At 61.9% G+C, this 16,634-nt stretch carries 14 protein-coding genes and 2 tRNA genes; 4 read left to right on the forward strand and 12 right to left on the reverse strand.

Annotation, left to right across the window (positions count from 1 at the left end; translation table 11 throughout):
• Nucleotides 1–3: 3 nt before the first annotated feature.
• The gene (locus tag QPK29_RS13660; protein ID WP_371769154.1) at nt 4–1,500 is read left to right on the forward strand and encodes an FAD-dependent oxidoreductase; all 1,497 of its coding nucleotides are present in this window, start codon (nt 4–6) and stop codon (nt 1,498–1,500) included.
• Here QPK29_RS13660 and QPK29_RS13665 read toward each other — a convergent pair.
• The 8 genes from QPK29_RS13665 to QPK29_RS13700 form a co-directional block, all read right to left on the reverse strand.
• Nucleotides 1,473–2,858 carry a hypothetical protein gene (locus tag QPK29_RS13665; RefSeq protein WP_371769155.1) on the reverse strand — a complete coding sequence of 462 codons (1,386 nt, stop codon included), beginning with the start codon at nt 2,856–2,858 and terminating at the stop codon, nt 1,473–1,475. The genes QPK29_RS13660 and QPK29_RS13665 overlap by 28 nt on opposite strands.
• A complete protein-coding gene (locus QPK29_RS13670) occupies nt 2,855–3,427 on the reverse strand; it encodes a TetR/AcrR family transcriptional regulator (RefSeq protein ID WP_056130846.1) in 573 nt (190 codons plus the stop codon). The genes QPK29_RS13665 and QPK29_RS13670 overlap by 4 nt, the downstream gene beginning before the upstream one ends.
• A 46-nt stretch (nt 3,428–3,473) precedes the next feature.
• Nucleotides 3,474–4,166, reverse strand: a complete 693-nt coding sequence (locus QPK29_RS13675) for an energy transducer TonB (RefSeq protein WP_371769156.1) — start codon at nt 4,164–4,166, stop codon at nt 3,474–3,476.
• Nucleotides 4,167–4,304: 138 nt separating this feature from the next.
• Nucleotides 4,305–4,380 (reverse strand) — tRNA-Lys (locus tag QPK29_RS13680).
• 674 nt (nt 4,381–5,054) lie between these two features.
• Nucleotides 5,055–5,333, reverse strand: coding sequence for a PAAR domain-containing protein (locus QPK29_RS13685; protein ID WP_371769157.1), 279 nt, complete (start codon nt 5,331–5,333; stop codon nt 5,055–5,057).
• A gap of 6 nt (nt 5,334–5,339) precedes the next feature.
• Nucleotides 5,340–5,990, reverse strand: coding sequence for a hypothetical protein (locus QPK29_RS13690; RefSeq protein ID WP_371769158.1), 651 nt, complete (start codon nt 5,988–5,990; stop codon nt 5,340–5,342).
• Between the two features lie 23 nt (nt 5,991–6,013).
• Entirely contained in the window at nt 6,014–8,176 is a 2,163-nt protein-coding gene (locus tag QPK29_RS13695) for a glycoside hydrolase family 19 protein (protein ID WP_371769159.1), read from the reverse strand.
• An 18-nt stretch (nt 8,177–8,194) separates the two neighbouring features.
• Nucleotides 8,195–10,684 (reverse strand): type VI secretion system Vgr family protein, encoded by a 2,490-nt coding sequence (locus QPK29_RS13700; protein ID WP_371769160.1) that lies wholly within the window; start codon nt 10,682–10,684, stop codon nt 8,195–8,197.
• A gap of 538 nt (nt 10,685–11,222) precedes the next feature.
• Here QPK29_RS13700 and QPK29_RS13705 point away from each other — a divergent pair.
• Nucleotides 11,223–11,741 (forward strand): hypothetical protein, encoded by a 519-nt coding sequence (locus QPK29_RS13705; RefSeq protein WP_371769161.1) that lies wholly within the window; start codon nt 11,223–11,225, stop codon nt 11,739–11,741.
• Entirely contained in the window at nt 11,726–12,121 is a 396-nt protein-coding gene (locus QPK29_RS13710; protein ID WP_371769162.1) for a hypothetical protein, read from the forward strand. The genes QPK29_RS13705 and QPK29_RS13710 overlap by 16 nt, the downstream gene beginning before the upstream one ends.
• A 317-nt stretch (nt 12,122–12,438) precedes the next feature.
• On the opposite strand, the gene QPK29_RS13715 is transcribed toward QPK29_RS13710, so the two are convergent.
• The 4 genes from QPK29_RS13715 to QPK29_RS13730 form a co-directional block, all read right to left on the reverse strand.
• Nucleotides 12,439–12,514, reverse strand: a tRNA-Lys gene (locus QPK29_RS13715).
• Nucleotides 12,515–12,569: 55 nt separating this feature from the next.
• On the reverse strand, nt 12,570–14,342 hold the full coding sequence (locus tag QPK29_RS13720; protein WP_371769163.1) for a GspE/PulE family protein: 1,773 nt from the start codon (nt 14,340–14,342) through the stop codon (nt 12,570–12,572).
• 1 nt (nt 14,343) lies between these two features.
• Nucleotides 14,344–15,132 carry a class I SAM-dependent methyltransferase gene (locus tag QPK29_RS13725; RefSeq protein WP_371769164.1) on the reverse strand — a complete coding sequence of 263 codons (789 nt, stop codon included), beginning with the start codon at nt 15,130–15,132 and terminating at the stop codon, nt 14,344–14,346.
• Nucleotides 15,133–15,264: 132 nt separating this feature from the next.
• Complete coding sequence (locus QPK29_RS13730; protein ID WP_056136062.1) at nt 15,265–15,786, reverse strand: glycine zipper 2TM domain-containing protein; 522 nt, start codon at nt 15,784–15,786, stop codon at nt 15,265–15,267.
• Between the two features lie 387 nt (nt 15,787–16,173).
• Here QPK29_RS13730 and QPK29_RS13735 point away from each other — a divergent pair, with 387 nt between their 5' ends.
• Nucleotides 16,174–16,623, forward strand: a complete 450-nt coding sequence (locus QPK29_RS13735) for a barstar family protein (RefSeq protein ID WP_049809485.1) — start codon at nt 16,174–16,176, stop codon at nt 16,621–16,623.
• The last annotated feature ends 11 nt before the right edge of the window (nt 16,624–16,634 follow it).

A 16,634-nucleotide genomic window follows, 5' to 3' on the forward strand; every position in this document is an offset into this window, starting at 1 on the left:
GACATGGACTTCGATACCGATGTACTGATTTGCGGCGCGGGTGCCGCCGGCCTGACCCTGGCCCTTGACCTGGCGCGGCGGAACGTCCAGTTCCGCCTGGTCGAGCGGCAGGACACGCCATTCCACGGCTCGCGCGGCAAGGGCATCCAGCCCCGCACGCTCGAAGTCTTCGAGGACCTCGGCATCGTCGACCGGGCGGTGGCGCTGGGTGGGCCGTATCCGCCCCAGCGCATCCACGCCGCGGACGGCAGCCATGCCGATGCCCCGACCGCCGCGGCGCAGGCGGCGACGCCGGCGGAGCCCTACGCCACGCCGCTGATGCTGTCGCAATCCCTGACCGAGCAAGTGATGCGCGAACGCCTGCTGGAGCTGGGACAGCGGGTCGAATTCGGCCTTGCGCTCACGGGCCTGGAGCAGGACGCGGATGGCGTCACGGTCACGCTCGCGGGCCGCGGCGGCGAGTCGCGCCTGCGCGCGCGCTACGTCATCGGCACGGACGGCGGGCGCAGCACGGTACGCCATCTGCTCGGCGTCGGCTTCCCCGGCAAGACGCTGGGCGTGCGGGCACTGGTGGCGGACGCCGCCCTGACGGGCCTTGATCGCGACGCCTGGCATCGCTTCAACGGGGACGACATGGCGCGCCGGCTCGAGGTGTGTCCGCTCGCGGGCACGGACCTGTTCCAGATCCAGGCGCCGGTTCCGCCCGAGGGCGACGTCGACCTGTCGGCGCAGGCTCTCGACGCGTTGGTCACGGACCGGACCGGCCGCGACGACGTGCACGTGGACAGCGTGTCCTGGGCCTCGGCGTACACGATGAACGCACGCCTGGCCGACCGCTATCGCGTGGGACGCGTCTTCCTTGCCGGCGACGCCGCCCACACGCATCCGCCCACGGGCGGGCAGGGATTGAACACCAGCGTGCAGGACGCGTACAACCTCGGCTGGAAGCTGGCGGCCGTGCTCGCGGGCGCGCCGGACGATCTGCTGGACACGTACGAGGCGGAGCGCCGCCCCGTCGCCGCCGCGATGCTGCAGCTGTCCACGGCGCTGCTGGACGCCGCGCGCCGCGGCGGAGAAATGCGCCGCGGGCGCGAGACGCGGCAGCTCGACCTGGCGTACCCCGATTCGCCCCTGGCGTTCGCGCAGCCGGCGCGTGCACACGGTGTGCAGGCCGGCGAGCGGGCGCCGGATGCCGTCGTGCTGGGTGCGGGCGGGCAATCCACCCGGCTCTTCACGCTGTTCGCGGGGCCGCATTGGACCCTGCTGGGGCGGGACGTGCCGCCCGGCGTCGCGGAGGCGTTGCGGCGCGCGGGCCTGCGCGTGCACCTGTTCGGCGCGCGCGGCGACGTGGTGGACGTGCATGGCCAGGCCGAGGCGGCCTATGGATTGCAGCCCGGGGAACTCGTGCTGGTGCGTCCGGACGGCTACGTCGGCGCCATCGCCGGCTCCGCCCACGTCGACGCGCTCGATATCTACATGCGGCGTGCCGGCCTGTCCTGAACACGCCGCCAGCGCCAGGCCAGCAGGGCCAGCAACACCAGCCAGGCCGCCACGGCAACCTGGGCGAACACGTCGCCGATGCGGCTGTAGACCGTGCCGCCGCGCCCCGTCGGCAGGTCGCCGACGAGCATGCGGGGGGCGTGCGCCGTGCGGCGTTCGGCGACGATGCGGCCGTGCGCATCGCTCAGCGTCATCAGGCCCTGCGAGGCCGAGCGCGCGACGGCGAATCCGTTTTCGACGCCGCGCACGACGGCCATGCGGCCGTGCAGGTAGGCGTCGCGGTCGAAGTCCCACGCGGGCACCAGCATCAGGCCGACGTCGCGCCGGCCGTACAGGCGCAGGTCCTGGGCGAAATCCATGTCCTTGCAGATCGCGATGCCGGCATGCACGTCGCCGAGCCGCGTCACCAGTTCGCCGGTGCCCCGCACGTAGTCCGCTTCGTAGCCCGGCACCATGCGCTTCTTCAGGTAGGTGTCGACAGGCGCGCCGGGCCGGTACAGCGCGGCGATGTTCAGCCGGCCGCCCTGGGGCGCGGGCCCGTCGAGACCGGCGACGACGACGCTGCCCGCCGGCGGCGCGAGGACCGTGCCGGCCGCCAGGATTTTTTCCGGCACGACGATGGCCGCCGGCGCGTGCGCGGCCGCCGCGGCGACCTGGCGCGCGAACGCGGCCGCGACTTCCGGTGCCGCCTCGGGGTGATTGAACACGCGCCCGGCGTAACGGTCGTCGCTCAGCAGCGCGATGCGCACGGTTGGCCCGGCCGGCTGCGCCAGCTGCCACACGCCGTAGGCCAGCGCCGCAAGCACGGGCACCGACCATGCGAGGGTCCCGGACAGGTCGCGCGGCCTCACGTACAGGACGGCGAGCCCGGCGGGAATGACGGCCGCAAGGAAGGAGAGGCCGGCCACGCCGGCCAGCGCTGCCGTCTGCAGCAGCGGCACGACGTCGACCAGCGTGTAGCCGAGGGCGAAGAAGCTGCCGTTCGGCGACACGAGGCTGTGCAGGTAATCGATGGCGGCGAGCATCGCGGCGAATCCGAGCGGGGCCACGCCGGCCGGAAAGCGCCGATACAGGGCGCGCATGAACAGGGCCGCGAGCATGAACACGAGCGCCTGGGCGACCGCGAGGCCATAGACCATCGGCAGGAGCCGGCCATAGAACCACATGGGGCCCGCCTCGCCCATCCATGCGGGCACGAACAGCAGGAGGGCGACGTCCCGTGGGCGCGGCGCGCGCAGGGCCATCACCAGCAGCGGCACGAACGCCGCGAGCGCCAGCCAGCCGAACTGTCCCGTGTCGCGGCTGATTGCCAGCACGGCGCCGCACAGCAGCGCGGTAAGGATGTGCCATCGCGTCATTCTTGCTCTCCCTTCAGGTAGATGCGCGCCGCCGAGCGCAGGCACAGCGCCGTGAATTCGGTCCGCGACAGGTTGAACCGTCCGGAGCGGTGCAGGTCCACGAGTCCCTGCAGCACGCCCCACACGCCCATCGCCAGTTCCAGCGGCGGCCCGGCGCGCACGAGTCCCGCCGCCTGGCCCTCCGCGAGGCGCTGCGCGAAGCCGCCGATGACCGGAGAACGTCCCGCTTCGAAGTCTTCCGGGTAGATGCGTTCGGCGCGTGTCTTGAGCACGAAGGCGGCGTCGAACAGCGCCGGTTCGTCCAGCGCGAAATCGACGAAGGCCGTCGCGAGGGCGTCGAATCCGGCCAGCAGCGGCAGGCCGGCGAACATCTGGACACGGCGTTGCCACATCTCGAGCGCATGGGCGCCCACGGCCTGCAACAGGGCGGCCTTGTCCGCGAAGTGGCGGTACACGGCCATCGGCGTGATGCCGGCTTTCTGGCCGACGGCGCGCAGGCTTAGGCCGTCCAGTCCCTTTGCTTCGAGTTCGCTGATGGCGATTGCGAGAATGCGTTCTTTCGTGGTCATGTGTACACTGTATACATGTCTTTGCCGCAATGCAAGGGATAGGACGTCACCGGTTTACCCACGAAAAACGGAAAGGTTCCCACGACGGGACCGGGACCTTGTCGATCGTGGCCGCCACGAAATGGCATTTGCGCGCAGCGGCCAGCGCGGTCCGGTCGAGGATGGGTTCGCCGCTCGAGCGGGCGACGCGCGCATCCGTCACCCAGCCATCGACGTTGATCAGCACCGCCAGGATGACGTTGCCGGCGACCCGGCGCTCTTCGGCGAACCGCGGCAGCCGCGGGCGTTCGCAGTTATCGGGATTGACGACGGCCCGCACCTTGACGGGAACGCGGCCGCCAGCGCCGCCGCCCACTCCCTCGCCTTGGTCGCCCGCCCCGGCGGTGCCGGTGCCGTCAGGCTTGCCGCCGGCCAGTTCCACCTGCGTGGGAATAGCGACGATGGTGGCTGCCACTTCCGTGCGCGGCACGACCTCGATGTCGCGCGGCGGCGGCGCTGCGGTTTCACGCGCCGGCGGCCGGGGCTTGTTCTTGCGCCGCGGCGGCAGCGGGGGAGATGGAGGTGGCTCGGCGACCTGCGGCGCGACGTTGGACAGCAGCATGACGGTGTACGGCGTCTGCGGAAGCACGATGCGATCGGCGGTCACGAAAGCGAACAGGACCAGCGCGTGGAGGGCGGCGACGAAGGCAATCCGGGACAGCGTGCGCCTCGCGCGGTCGAATGCGGTGGACGTTGGCACGAAATCCCTCCCTGCGACGGCGGCTATCTATGTTATGGCAACAATGTCATATTGCCAATGCGCTGGGCATGGAGTGGATCTGAAAATCCTGGAAAACAAAAAGCCCACGGACCAGGCCGTGGGCTTTCTGAGTATTCGTGGTAGGCCGTGCTGGGCTCGAACCAGCGACCAACGGATTAAAAGTCCGCTGCTCTACCAACTGAGCTAACGACCCGAAGAGGCAGCATTATAGCGGCTCGGCCGCCGTCCGGCTAGCGTCCGCGTCGGTCCGCGCGTACCGGCGGCGTCGCGGCGGTGATCGCGAAGCTGCCCAGGACGAAGGCGGCGGCAAACGTGGCGGCAAGCAGGGTCGACAAGGTACGCATGATGGCTCCCGGCGGATGGCGGATACGATGTTCGGTTGTCGTATTGACGCTACCAAGTATAAGTAGCCGGGGATGCTAATTGGTTGCTGAAGGGCAACAAGATATTCTGAAGGGCAAAAACAAAAACGCCAGCTCATGAAAGCTGGCGTTTTCGTTGAATCTTGGTAGGCCGTGCTGGGCTCGAACCAGCGACCAACGGATTAAAAGTCGCTGGGTCGGTACGAATAACCTTTATTAATCAATGACTTGCAACGCTTGCCAGATGCGATAAGCAGTCACACTCAAGGGGAGGGATGGTACTTATCGGGAGTCACGTCACAAGTACGGCACATTGAAAAGCAGGGCCATCGGTTATTTTTGGTGCCGTAGGGAACGTGCTTGGAACCCCGCGCCGCAACTTATCAGAGCGCGGACGTTGAACCCATGATCAGGTCGCATGGTTGTTTACCTTGACGGATACGACGAACTTCCTGGTCTGCGCAATGACCGCCTTGCGTAAAACATCCTCGACCGCTGGAATCATTCAGCCCACACTGGCCCGGTGCGTGCCGATCAACTTGCATCCGCATTCAGTAATACAGTTTTCCACAGCTACGGCAACGCCCCCCACGGTCAAGGTGGGGTTGGCAGTGATGATTTTGTTGACCCCGTGCGGTTTACCGCCCGGGTAGAGCTGCGGGCACTCCACTTGGTCGCCAAGCCGCGCAATGGGCTTCCCGTCCACATCGTGCAGTGGCGAGCCGCTGATCACCTTACCGCCGTGATCAGTCGAGTCCCCAACTACAATAATCTTGAGCGACATGAAAATTCAATCCTCGGGTTGAATCAAATATTCTTTCTGGCAGAAAGATTGAGGTTGTATAAATTCAGGGAATAGGATTAAGTTTTTTCCGTCCATCCAAATTCGATACGAGCTATTTTTTAGGTAAAATTCGCACCGGCTGTCATAGCTTTTTAATGCCACTTTACTGTCGTTAATCAAGGACTCAACCATTTCCTCATCTAAATCTATTAACTCTTTGTTCTTCGAGACGCCGGTGGCGAGTTTCGCTGTTGGGAAGACTCGCTTGAATAAGGCTTTGGCTGGGACGAGATTGCCATTTGGGAGCGAAAATACACGAGCTTCTTTTTCTATGTCGGGAGATCCGGCGCAAACAGTTGACTTGGTGAAAACAACGCTCATATACCGTTCGGATAGCAAGACCTTTTCAAGAGCTGATTTGTATTCCCACGGGTGCCCCTGAGCAGCGACACCGCATTTCTTGGCCTCTCTGCCGAATGCGGCAGAAGCTGCTATCAAGGCAGCATTAACTCTTTTGACAGCGCCCTGGTCCATGCCGGCGATCTTGTCAAACGACACTGTTTGAACTGACGCTTCTTTGACTGGCTTGTTATCTTCGACCTTGTAGCTGAATGGCGCCGCCGACTGTGCTTGGGATGCCGACAATGAGATTGTCAAGCATACTGCTAAGACTGATATTCTCATAATAGGACCTTCCTCATCCGGTTGGTGAATTTCGTCCGTGCCTTAAGACCGTTTTCGCCCCCATTGATCGCCGTAGTAACTTTTGTGACATCGTCCAAATCCATAGCAGCCACTGTGCCATTTCGAAATACGGTAGCGTACCAACAGCCGGCGTCTATGCTATTGAAACTGTTTTCAATCAATCGCTCCGGCTTTTCTATCGGCGGGTAACGTTTCGTAGAATCATGCTCCCAACCAACATCGAAATCTTTGCCTTTTTTTAGCCAACCTCTAAAGCACCAGTATCCTGCATAGTTAAAGCGACCAGTCAGTTGCTTGAAGCCGCGCCCTTTGAAACGGGGGCCATCGCCTGGCTGGCAATTTCCAAGCACCTTACTGTTCTCGTATTTTGTGCCTGAATCGTTTTCTAGCATCTGGTTGAGGCTGAAACTTTCGACGGCACCTTGGCCGAAGAAGTGAGCTTGGCGCAGCCGTGAGTTGATGCCATAACGGTAGCAGCACTTGTTGATATCCAAACGGTATTTTTCTCGTACCTCGGATGGAGTACCGTGGCTAATCTCTTCGTCTGAGCCGACTTTTTCTGGATAAATTTGCTCCAGTTCATCTTTTGAAAGCCACATGCACTTCGCCAAGTGCTCAATAAACTTGACTGGATGTGCATGCCACAACATCGTGGCGGAGGGCAAGCCCGGCACTTGTTCCCAGAACGAGAGGCGTTCTATATGCGCAGTCAGCTTGGTGAACTGCTCAGGTGTCAATTTAGAGGCGCCGAAATCTTCCTGCGTGACTCGCCCGAAGCGTTTCGCAATGTCCTGTTTGCTCCACTCGGTCGGGTGGCGGGTGATCAGGTGCCGCAGTTTATCTTGGTCCCCGGACAGCGCACTGAGATTCTTGTCAGTGCGATTTTTTTCGTAAGCATCGAATAGCTTCCGGATACCATCGTCGTCAATAAAACCATCGCTGCTGAACAAGCCATGCTCTTCGACCTTGCAAAAACTTCGCCAGTCGGCGTCGCTGGTGTAATGGAGTGCGGATTTGTCGGCCCAGTACAAGTCGTTGGTGCCAGGTACGTACACCTGCACCCAGCTTTTGCCGTCCACTATTTCTTCGCGAAATTCACCGGCTCTCATCCATGGATCAGTCCAAGGCACGATCGAGATGCCCTTACCCAATGTCTTGCGGTTTTTGACCGGATTTTTCCTATAGCATCGCAATTCTGAAGTATTCGCATGGTGCTGCGTCTGTTTGACTGTCTGCTTCTTGTTCTTTGGGTCTGGCACATCAACGTCCACGCCGGTAATCTGGTCGTCGCTTACCCAATATGACTGCTTGCCAATAGTAATTTTTCTGAAACCACTTCCAGAATCCTCATGGGCTAGGGCCAGAGGCTTGGTGAGATCAACGGTGATCGCCTCCTTGGCCTGCAATTCCTCTAATACCTCCAGTTCGCTGGTAAGGATGCAGCGGCCCCACACCGTTTTCATCGCGTTGTCCACGAATGCAACATCGTCGAAGAAGATTTCGAAATGGATGCCACGCGACGGCGTGGTCACATTGTCGGGAATGCTGCCGCAGTAACCCAGGATATCGCCACGCTGTACGCGCCCGTAACCGTTGCCACCATGGCAGGTGCCATCGGCGGTTAGCGCAACGGATTCGACATAAGCTTTTACGACGGCCGGACGTTTGTGTTTGCCAAACACCGGACGGCCGTTCTTGTCAAGTTGCGCATGTTCCGCTACGGTTTTTCGAAGGAAGTTAACTGCTTGCACACCTTTCTGGTCCTTGACCTCGCCCCATGCACGCAAGTGCATGTAGAGCGAGTAAAAGGTCAGCTTAGCGGTGCCGAGAGTGGTCTGGCCGAGTTCAGCTTCATGCTTGAGCAGCACGAAGCTACGCGAGTACGGCACCTTGTCGAAATAGGCATCGGTGGAGTCGGCTTCGTCGTAGCGGTAGGCCACCAATTCGCCGTCGGCGATTGCTCGGATTGGCGTGGAGCGGTCACTCGGATGAATGTGCACCCCACCGTGCCAAAAGCGGTTCTTTCCCACCGGATAGGATCCGCTCAGGATTTCGCTGTTATTGAAAATAGAATCGGGCATTACCCGCTGCTGGCTTCCCTTGGTATAAGGAATATGGATGGGATAGGTAATGATCATCTTGATTGCGTCGTCCGTTTATGCCGAGAAGATAAAAGTGCCTTTCGGATCGTGACCGCCCTGACCAGGGATCACTACTTTGGCTTCCATGTTCTTGGCGTCAACGAAGCTGTGCGTTGCCGCATGCGCGACGAAGGTTCCATAGGTGCCGTGTTCAATTCCGCCGGCGGTGAACTTCGCATAGCTCCCCCCGCCATTGATCACTATTTCTTCCTTCGCAGTAATAGTGATCGTATTGGCGCCTTGCGTAATGTTTATCTTGGCTAGAAGGTTGATGCTGTCCGACAGCGCCTCCATGTCGATGTTTCCTGCCGAGGCAACCAGCTTCATGCCGGCCTTGTGAACGAACAGGCGGAAGGTCTGACGGATGCTGGCGAACAGGCTGTCACCGCTCGCAATCGACAGGCTACGGCCGGTGGTTAGTGCGGTATGCTCACCGCTGGCGATGTGTGTCGACTGGGCTGCGGAAGATGTGAGGCCGACTGGGCTGGACAACACCAAGTGCGGTTGGGCCAGTTCCGGGAACTTGGCGGCGCCGGCAGTGTTACCTCTGATGCCGTCATTTTGCTTTTTGATGATGTCGGCCACGGCACCCTGCTGCGCCGGTGAATCTTGCGTATTGTTCAGTCTGGCCGTTTCTGCCAAGTTCTCGTGAATATCGCTGGCTGCAGACAGGCGCTCGACGGTTTCGCCCATATCCTTGCTGTGTAGAGCGGCATTGTTGCGCGCTTCCGTGGTCAGCAGCATCCCTTTGCCGGCACGCGCCACGCCCCAAGCATTGGTGGCGATTTCCCAGCCTTCCCCGCGCTCATCCTTGCGTCCGCTAGTATCCTCGACACGGGTAATGTGCCCAAGCGACAGCTGGCTACATTGATGGTCGCTCTTCAACTGCGCCTGGATCTTGCCCGGGGTATCGTCCAGTACCAGGTGATTGCCACGTCCGCTCGCTGCGCCCGACTGCAGCTCGCGGCTGCGCAGGCCGCTCAAGGCCTGCTGCTCAGGCAACCGCCACGGCGGCATGTGGGTGTAGTTGTACAGCGCCCCAAGAATCAGCGGATGGTCGATGTTCCCGTTGACGAAGACCACGCCCACTTCCTCGCCCACCCGCGGGAGGCGGATATGCCCGAACTCGACGCCGGCGCCCGGCGACATCACGCGTACCCAGGCCGAGCTGTTCTCGTCGCGCTTGCCCAGCCGGTCCCAGTGGAACTGGACCTTGACCCGCCCGTAGCCATCGGTATGGATCTCGGCGCCGGCCGGGCCGGCCACGATGGCGCTCTGGATGCCGTGATAGACGCAGGGCTGGCTGTTGTAGTGGCGACCCGGGCGCCACTGGATGTCCTTGCGTACGCAGCGGAACGTGTTTTCGTAATGCGATGGCGCGCCCGGCCCGGCCTGGTAGTTGTTGCTGGCTTCGTGGTCGACGGACAGGATCAGGTAGTCGCGGTCGCGGATGCTGGGCTTGGCCGGCTCGCCGCGCTTGGGAACGCGCAGTTCGGCGCTGAAGTGACCGCCGAGCTTGAAGCACCGGCCCGGCTGGGCAGTGCGATCGTTGCCGCGCGCTTCGAAGGTTTGCGTGTTCGCATCAACCTCGCCCATGCGCTGATAGGCGAGCCGTTCGCCGTCGTTGTGGGTGCGAAAACCGTACGCGCCCGTGTTCTCGTAGATTTCATAGGGATAGACGTCGCCTTGATTGTTCAGGGACTCGGCAGTCGAGCGCTGCTCGACCGGGTTCTTGTAGTCGAAGCTGGCCAGGGTCATCTGGCCGGAGCCGAGGCGGCGCACCGGACTCCATTCGCGGATACCGTCATCCTCGAGAGAGCCGGCCTGGTCGCGGAATGGGATCTCGCCGGAGTCGTCGATCCCGGTCGGATCGATGGGCTGGGCGAGCGTGCTCCGGTCGCTGAGAAAGAGCGTGTGCCCGTCGGCCCGGTGCTCGTAGTAATAGTGCAGTCCGATCTCCTCCCAGCGCCGGTGCAGGTGGTTGTAATCGGTCTCGTTGTACTGGTTGGCGCAGGTCAGCCGCGGATACTCGCCAACGATGACCGGATTCCAGTCGTTCTGACGGTAATGGGCACAGGTGAGTTCGGTAATTTCGATGACGCTCTTGCCGAGGAACGAACGGTTGTCCTTGCGCAGCTTCGCGAATGCCAGCCAGGGCTCGAGCACCATGTGGTAGAACGCGAAGCCACCATCGGTGCGAAGGAAACGGAATTCGGTGACATAGCCGTTGAAGTAGCGCAGCGATCCGTCCTCGCGCACGAGCGAGATCGTGACCATCCTGGCCATCATCGCCTTCAGGGGAATCCGCGTGTCGTCCGACAGGAGTTCGACCTCGAAGCGGAAGCACCGCGAGACTTCCTCGTGCGCCTTGAGGCGGTTTGGCAGGAGGATGCGATCCGGACCGTCGTTGCGCGGGAAGTCCAGGCGCATCAGGCGGTCGTGCTGCGCATCGTGACCGAACGGCGATAGTGCAGCTCCCGCCGCGATCGCTTGGCTTCCGTCCATGTGTTGCCTCCGATGGTGTAAAGCTGTCAAATTTCCATCGGCTAAGGTAACCAAGCGCTTTCAGACGGCCTTGATAATAAGCAAGAACCGGGCTCTGCTGTTGTCCTGATGGGCAGCGGCAGTGCAGCGAACTTTCGCCATACGTGCTGATTTTGCTCAGCTTGATTGATCGCAATGTGAACTGACGGGCGGGTTCTACATTTTTCGTTTGATTGCCAGCAAGCAGCGCAAAACAAAGGGAGAGCATGCGCAAGCACGTATCCAACGGAAAAACTACGCGAATGGACATTGTTCTCAGGCCGGCAAAGAGCAGTTACCCGAATGCCGCGCTGTGGAGCGCTTCGAGGTCGGCCCGGCCTTGAAGAAGATCCGCGTCGGCAGACTACATGGCCGCCCGCATCCGGTCCAGTTCCGGAACTAAGGCGCATTCGACGCCTGGAAGCAGGCACTCGGCAGCGGTCCGGAAGGGACGCGGTGGGCGGGCCCGGAGGCGACGTGCTGGAGCATCCGCCAGGAGATCGAGCACCAGCTTAACGCCATGCGTGCAGGTAAACATGACAGCCTGGAAGCGGAAGCACGTGCCCAAGTCGACGCGCGCGTACCGGCCATATCGATCAGCGCAAACCTGAAGTACGGACTGCAGAAAGGGGCGATCATCGAGGCGACGCCGGCGCTCGAGACGCTGCTGCTCAATTCCGACATGGACCTGGACCTGCCCATGAAGATGGTTGCGCCTCCCTTTCCTGCGCAATATCTCAGGTTCGGTCCGGAGGCTGCCCGCCACCTGAAGGCACCGGACTCGGACTTGCCGGACCGTCTGTTCGACGGCGTGTTCTGCTTTTTCACGCCGCCATCGAACCGCTACGGCGATGGAATCAGTGGACGCTCGAGCTCATTTTCATCAGCCAGCGTCATGACTGCTTTAGCGGCCAGGTCACCCTGCTTGGCGATACTGAGCGTGACGACAAGCCTCTGGGCGAATGGCTCAACCGGGTTCTCGACACGGCGAAGAGGCGGTCGGTCGAGACCTTCTACAAGCCCATGTACGCAGCGGTGAGCTATGTGGTCAAGGTCTCCCTCTACATGGCGCTCAGGCAGGCTCGTAGCGTCGAGCATCGCGAATGCGATGAAGCGATGCGGCGCATCGCCGGACTCGGGGTCAAGAAGCGCGCCCGATTGCTTCAACGCGCTGAATCCCTGTACAACGGCATTCGGGTTGGCCCGGACGACCTGCCCCACGAGGGTACTGTCCATGTGGGGAGCAGTACCGTGGCGCCGCATTGGCGCCGCGGGCACTTCCGGATGCAGCCTTGCGGGCATGGGAAGCTCGAACGCAAGCTGATATTCGTAGCGCCCATGCTGATCCACGCGTCACAGCTGAAGGAAGACATTCCAGCCTCTAAGCCGTATCGTGCGGGCGGCAAACGGGGGATTTGAGCGTCCGATTGATTGTAGGTGAACCGATCACGGTCGAATCGCAGACGCTCGCGCAGCCCAATGCTGCTGTTTCTTCGGCTTTCTCCGCGTTGTCAGACGGCGAACAGAACGTATATCAGACTGGTAGGAAAGCCTTTGCCGCCTCGTCATTTAGTGGACGGATATGCAAGCGAACGCGCAAGTCGTTGGCCACGCCCGTAGTCGACAGGCTGCTGCGCGTCACAAGTACGGCACAGTAGTAGAAGAGGGAACTGCTGCAGACACAAAAAAAGGCGTCACGATTACTCGTAACGCCTTGATTTGATACCGCAAATTCGTGGTAGGCCGTGCTGGGCTCGAACCAGCGACCAACGGATTAAAAGTCCGCTGCTCTACCAACTGAGCTAACGACCCGAAGAAGGCACGCATTATAGCGGGCCGTTTTGATTTACGCCAGAGGTAACGTAAATCAGTGCGCCACGGTGGACTTCAGCACTTCCTCCGCCGTCGTCACGCCCTCGGCCACCTTGTAGGCTCCGGCGATGCGCAGCGGTTTCATGCCGTCGGCCACGCTTTGCTGGCGCAGCGCGGCCAGGTCCGTCTTTTCCTGCAGCAATTGCGAGAAATTTTCCGTCACGGTGACGAGTTCGTACAGGCCGGTGCGGCCGCGGTATCCCGTCTGACGGCATTCCGGGCAGCCGATCGGCCGGTACACGGTCGTCGGCTTCGGCAGGTTCCAGGTGCCACCCAGGGCCTGCCAGACGTCGTCCGACAGTTCGCCGTCGGCGGCCTTGCAGTGCGGGCATAGCGTGCGCACGAGGCGCTGGGCCATGATGCCGATCAAGGTCGCTTCCAGCAGATAGTAGGGCACGCCCAGTTCCAGCAAGCGCATGACGGCGGACGGCGCGTCGTTCGTGTGCAAGGTCGACAGCACCAGGTGGCCGGTCAGCGCGGCCTGGATCGCCATCTCGGCCGTCTCCAGGTCGCGGATCTCGCCGACCATGATGATGTCCGGGTCCTGCCGCATCAGCGCGCGCACGCCGTCGGCGAACGACAGGTCGATGCCCGGCTGCACCTGCATCTGGTTGAACGACGGCTCGACCATCTCGATCGGGTCCTCGACCGTGCACACGTTGACTTCGCTCGTGGCGAGCGCCTTCAGCGTGGTGTACAGCGTCGTCGTCTTGCCGGAGCCGGTGGGACCGGTGACGAGGATGATGCCGTGCGCACGCTTCGTCAGCGCATCCCAGCGTGCCGCGTCGTCGGGTGGGAAGCCCAGTTCCGGCAGCGTCTTGACGACGACTTCCGGGTCGAAGATGCGCATCACGAGTTTTTCGCCGAACGCCGTCGGCATCGTCGACAGGCGCAGCTCGACTTCCTGGCCGTCGTTCGTGCGCGTCTTGATGCGGCCGTCCTGCGGGCGGCGTTTTTCGATCACGTCCATGCGGCCCAGCAGCTTGATGCGGGCCGTCATGGCGATCATCACGACGGCCGGCACCTGGTACACCTGGTGCAGCACGCCGTCGATGCGGAAGCGGATCGCGCCGGCGTCGCGCTTCGGTTCCAGGTGGATGTCGGACGCGCGCTGTTCGAACGCGTAGCTCCACAGCCAGTCGACGATGTTGACGATGTGCTGGTCGTTCGCGTCGACCTGTTTATTCGTCTTGCCCAGTTCGACCAGCTGCTCGAAGTTGTTGCGCAGGGCGACGTCCTGGCCGCTGGACTTGTTCGCGTCGCGGATGGATTTCGCGAGGCTGAAGAATTGCGAGATGTATTGCGCGATGTCGAGCGGATTCGCGATCACGAGCTCGATGCGGCGGCGCGAGAGGCGCGCGATCTCGTCCTGCCATTCGGTGCGGAACGGATCGGCCGTCGCCACGACCAACGTGCCCGCTCCCAGTTCCACCGGCAGGATATTGAAACGCGCCGCATAGCTGGCCGACATCACGTCCGCGACCTTGGTGAAATCGATCTTGAGCGGATCGATGCGGAAGAAGGGCAGGCCGACCTTGCCGGCGCACCATTCGCTGAGCACGTCCAGCGTGAGCAGTTTATGGGGAGCCTTTGCCGACACGATCTTGCACTGCGCGACCGCCGTCAGCGGGTGCATCGACCCGACCGCATTCTTGAGGAGGCTTTGCGCCTGGGCGAAGTGCGGCTTGACGGTCGATTTCTCGACGATGCCGTCGGCCAGCAGCCACGAAAAGATGGCTTGCAGGTCGAGGGCTTTTGGTTTTTGCATGTCAGTTCGCGCCGGCCGCGGCGATGCCCTTGACCCAGGACCTGGCCGGCAGCTTCGTCGCGGCCACGATCTGCGCGGCGCGCGCGGCGAGGCGCTCCTTGTCGAGATCCGGCTTCTTCTTGAAGCACAACGCGACGACGTTGCCGTCGTGGACCTCCGGCAGGCAGATCACGTGGGCGAACGCGAAGCGCATCGCCTTGATGTTCTTCGCGAAGCTGGGGTGGTCGCCGAACAGGTTGACGGTCATGACGCCGCGGTCCGTCAGGCAGGCGTTGCAGGCCTGGTAGAACTCGGGCGTGTCGAGCACGGGGCCGCGCGCGGTGGCGTCGTACAGGTCGCACTGCAGGGCATCGATCGTGTCGTGGTTGGCCTCGTCGAGCACGAAGTCCAGCGCGTCCATCTCGCGTACGCGCAGGCGTTCGTCTTCCGGCGGCAGTTTGAACATCGAATTGCAGATCGCGATCACGGAGGGATTCAGTTCCACCGCGGTTACCTGCGCCTGCGGGAACTGGCGATACGAGAACTTGGTCAAAGCCGCAGCGCCCAGGCCAAGCTGGACGATGGTGTGCGGGTCGTCGATGAACAGCATCCAGGCCATCATCTGCTGAGCGTACTCGAGTTCAGGCCAGTCCGGCTTGCGGATGCGCATGGCACCTTGCACCCATTCGGTACCGAAATGGAGGTAGCGCACACCGTCCTGTTCGGACAGGGTGACGGGCGCAAACTTGGGCTTGCGGGCGGGACGGCGCGACGATTCGGCCTGTTCGATGGATTTGCGTTTGATGAGCATAGGATGAGCGAAAGAAGCATCCTATTATCGGCGGGAAGGAATCCGCAGCGCAAGAAGCGCTGCGGATGGCAGCAGACGCTGCGGAGGAAGCCGACGGTGCGGAGAAGGGGGACGTCCCCCGCACCGGAAGTATTACTGGTATTGATCCGGTTCGACCGACACGCGCAGGCGCACGCGGTTGCCCGGGTCGCGGTTCATGACCGTCGTGTAGGTGTGGCCGCGGTAATCGTAGGTCACGTCGTAGCCGTTCGTGCGCTCCTGGACGGAGTCGACGGTGCGGCAGCGCTGCACGGCCTGTTCCTGCACTTGCGGGCCGTAGTTGCGGCCGTTGTTGTCGACGTTGTCGCCGACCATGCCGCCCGCGATCGCACCGGCCGCGGCTGCCGCGACGCGACCGTTGCCGCCACCCACCTGGCTGCCCAGCAGGGCGCCAGCGATGCCGCCGATGACGGTGCCCGCCTGGCTGCGCTGTTGCGGCACCTGGGCCTGCACGTAGTCGGTACGGCATTCCTGGCGCGGCGTACGCACCTGCTCGATGCGCGGCTGGACGCGCGTCACGCGGCCGAAGTCCTCGAAATCGCCGGCCTGTGCCTGGGCCAGCGGCAGGGCGCACACGCCCAGGGCGGAGAGAATCAGTTTGGCTTTGACGTTCATGCTCATACCTCGTTTTGGTGGTGCTTCTGATCTGTTGGTATCCAAGGGCGTTTCGCCCACAACTGAATCTTAGCGCTGGTTGGCATTCATATCCGATCCGTGTGGCAACAAAATGTAACAGCAGGTATACGCGCCAAAACGCCCGGTTCAGAGGAGAAAACCGTGGAAAAAGCGTCAACAATGGATGAAAAAACTCGTCTTTTTTTACAAATGTGAGCGGCTCGTCCATATTCGGGTTGATTCGCTTACCACAAAACGTTACCCTTAGGAGACTTGGGGTTTTATTGGCGCGTGGAAATCAGACCAGGAGAAAGCGAACAAACCCGCCGCTTCCGCAAACACCGCGCGCTGGAGCAGCAGAACCAGACTGGGTGACTTGAGGAAAAAATGAGTTTGTTGATGAGAGTACCGCCGAATCTTGTGCAGTCCATCCGCGCTTACCGTGCACCGGAGCTGCAGAAGGAGGCGATGCGCCTTGGTCATCATTTTCTCTATGCACTGTGCACGAATGCGCTGACGAAGCAGCAGGTCTGTGCCCGCATCGGCGAGCAATTCTTCTTCCCCAAACCCTGCAGCAAGAATTTCGACGCGCTGCGCAACTGCCTCACCGAAGTCATCGCCGAAGCCGGACCGCAACCCGGTTTCATCGCCGTGCTGGACCAATTGCCGAATACGCAAAAATTCGACAAGGAAGCGCGCGAAACCCTGCTCGACGTATTCCGCGACGCGGCCGAATTCTGGGCCGAGAAAAAAGTCCCGTTCCGCGTATTTTATTCCTTCGAAGAGCCGCAATCGCCCCAACCCGTGGGTTGGGTGGGCCCCCACGCCTTCAAGTAAGCGCGGCGTTG

It is taken from the genome of Massilia orientalis (assembly GCF_030411975.2).
GTDB lineage: Bacteria > Pseudomonadota > Gammaproteobacteria > Burkholderiales > Burkholderiaceae_D > Telluria > Telluria orientalis.